3 protein-coding genes are annotated in these 2,169 nt (G+C 40.7%); all 3 read right to left on the bottom strand.

The window, feature by feature from the left end:
- Positions 1 to 93 precede the first annotated feature (93 nt).
- A complete protein-coding gene (locus tag G601_RS0113765; RefSeq protein WP_026665708.1) occupies positions 94 to 708 on the bottom strand; it encodes a GNAT family N-acetyltransferase in 615 nt (204 codons plus the stop codon).
- Positions 709 to 812: 104 nt separating this feature from the next.
- Complete coding sequence (locus G601_RS23300) at positions 813 to 1,616, bottom strand: ATP-binding protein (RefSeq protein WP_196808064.1); 804 nt, start codon at positions 1,614 to 1,616, stop codon at positions 813 to 815.
- Positions 1,609 to 2,169, bottom strand: a 561-nt coding sequence (locus tag G601_RS26505; protein ID WP_026665707.1) for a hypothetical protein, incomplete at its 5' end; no start/stop codon positions are given. The genes G601_RS23300 and G601_RS26505, both read right to left, overlap by 8 nt.

Below are 2,169 nucleotides of genomic sequence, written 5' to 3'. Positions count from 1 at the left end.
TTGTTAGCGTCGGGGGACTTTGACCATTCAGCATCGGACTATTTTGACCAATAATCATCGATTCAAAATAGCCAATGGTGGTTAATCCCCTTTTTATGTTGTTACTACATGCCAAATAACCGGATTAACAAATCCGCAGGATTTGTATAATGCATAAGGATTACTTTTATTAGCCACACGTCCTGACACAGTGACAAAATCCGCCTTATTTTCCAGTCTTATCAGCAATTCGCATACTATGTATTTACCTAATCCCAGTTTTCGATAATCGGATGAAACTTGTATCCATTCCAAGACACCTTCTCCAATACGGGTATCCAACTCGGCAATACCGGTCGCGACTATCTTTTTACTGTCTGATTCAATTACAGAAACCCATAAATCAGGATCATAAACCGGATGTGATTTGTATGCTAACATTTCTTTAATCGACATGTGTTCATGCTCGTAGCAGGAATTTATGTGTTCTGCAAAAGATTTCTCTTCACATTGAACAAGTTCAAAGCTGTCAGGAAGAACTGCTTCTTTAAGATTTTTTAAATCATGTATAAGTCTAAAATACTGATCATCAAAGCCATCATATTTACAGTTGGAAAACTCATCATCCCGCAATACTTTCATATGTTCCGGAATGTTTATCGTCTCTGCTTTCCAAAATGGCAATGATGAGGCTTTGCATGGATCTGCAAGATATTCTTTGGCGTTCATCGAAATGCTCCTAAAGTCTGGTTATATATAAATAAACTCTGCTCCGAATTGTACCATAAATAAAGCAGATACTGTTTTTAAAGCCAACGCATCATGCAAAAATGTTACTTTGTCTTTACCGCTTGCTGCTTACTTCTGCTGGTCTCTATGGCTATGGTTTCCAGCTTTCTGCCCCTATAGCTTTCCCCTTTTATCATGAATACTGTGGCATCATCAAAAATACGATCAAGTGCACATAGAAGAGAAGAATCTTCACTGAAGAACTCGCCCCACTTATCAGGGCTCTTGTTACTCGTAAAGATCATAGTGTTTGGGCCTTCTTTATTGTATCTTCGGTCAACCATGTCAAAAAACATACGGGTACTTTCTTTATTGAACACACATCTTCCTATCTCATCAATGATGAGGCATGATGGTTTGACAAGTCCGTTAATTGTAGATCCTTCGTGCCCGAATTTAACAGCATCCACAAATTTCTGGTTCAGCTCCGTGGCTTTAATGAAGTAGGATTTTAGACGGTTATTACAGCATTCCCTTCCATATGCCATTGCAAGGTGTGTTTTGCCCACTCCCTGAGGTCCTATAAAAGCAAGGTTCTTTCTTGCATATACAGCACTCAGAGATTTCAGGTTTTTCAGTGCATCCATCTGTTTGCCATGGATTATCGTGTAATCAAAGCCTTCAAAAGTTTTTGGCTCCTTTAATGGAAGGCGGCTCATTTTCAGCAATGTCGCTATGATGGTCTCATTCTTCTGCTGGCAGAGGTGGCTAAGTACTTTGTCTACTGCCTCAAGCTGTTCAGGGCTCATGTTCTCGGAATCTATGAAGCCCGGAAGATTTGATGCATAAGTACCTATCTTTAGTTCATCCGCATGCGAAAAGATGCTTTCAATCAGAGATTCACTCATTCCACAGTCCCTCCCCAAAGTTGTATTTTGAGAATCCCGGATCCGGCTCTGACTCCCTGGTTTCAAGTTCAAACATCTTGGCGGTTACCGGCATTGATGGATGTTCTTCAGGCTGTGAAATGGCATACTGATCCCTACAGAACTGGTCTCTGCGGCTCCATGTGACATCATGCTTGGTAAGGACTTTTGACAACTCATCGTCATATATAGTTATCTCGTAATCCTTACGGTTTATGCGGCATGCCTTTTTGTGGTACCAGTAAGGCACTCCAAAACGTCTTCCCTCATAATTAACAAAACCGTCAAAGCTTATTAATCTGAGAGGGCATAAATAAAACGACAGCTCATGTGTTAGTTCAAGAACCTTTGCGACCATCCAGCAGCTTTTCTGATGTTTTTCATCAGGGACACAATCTACAGTCTTGTGGTATCTGGTATTCTGCGTATTGCACCACTGCAGGGCCTGTATGTTGAGCTCTGTTACATTACTGAAAACTCTTCCTACAACAAAGTTCTCTTTTACAAAACGCACAAGTCGCTCTACAGAGCCTTT

This window comes from Butyrivibrio sp. FC2001 (assembly GCF_000424125.1).
In the GTDB taxonomy this organism is placed as follows: domain Bacteria; phylum Bacillota; class Clostridia; order Lachnospirales; family Lachnospiraceae; genus Butyrivibrio.
This window is presented reverse-complemented; position numbering and strand designations above follow the sequence as displayed.

Coding starts and splice junctions, on each gene's coding strand:
- G601_RS0113765 (WP_026665708.1), bottom strand. CDS start 708: ATGAACGCCAAAGAATATCTTGCAGATCCATGCAAAGCCTCATCATTG.
- G601_RS23300 (WP_196808064.1), bottom strand. CDS start 1,616: ATGAGTGAATCTCTGATTGAAAGCATCTTTTCGCATGCGGATGAACTA.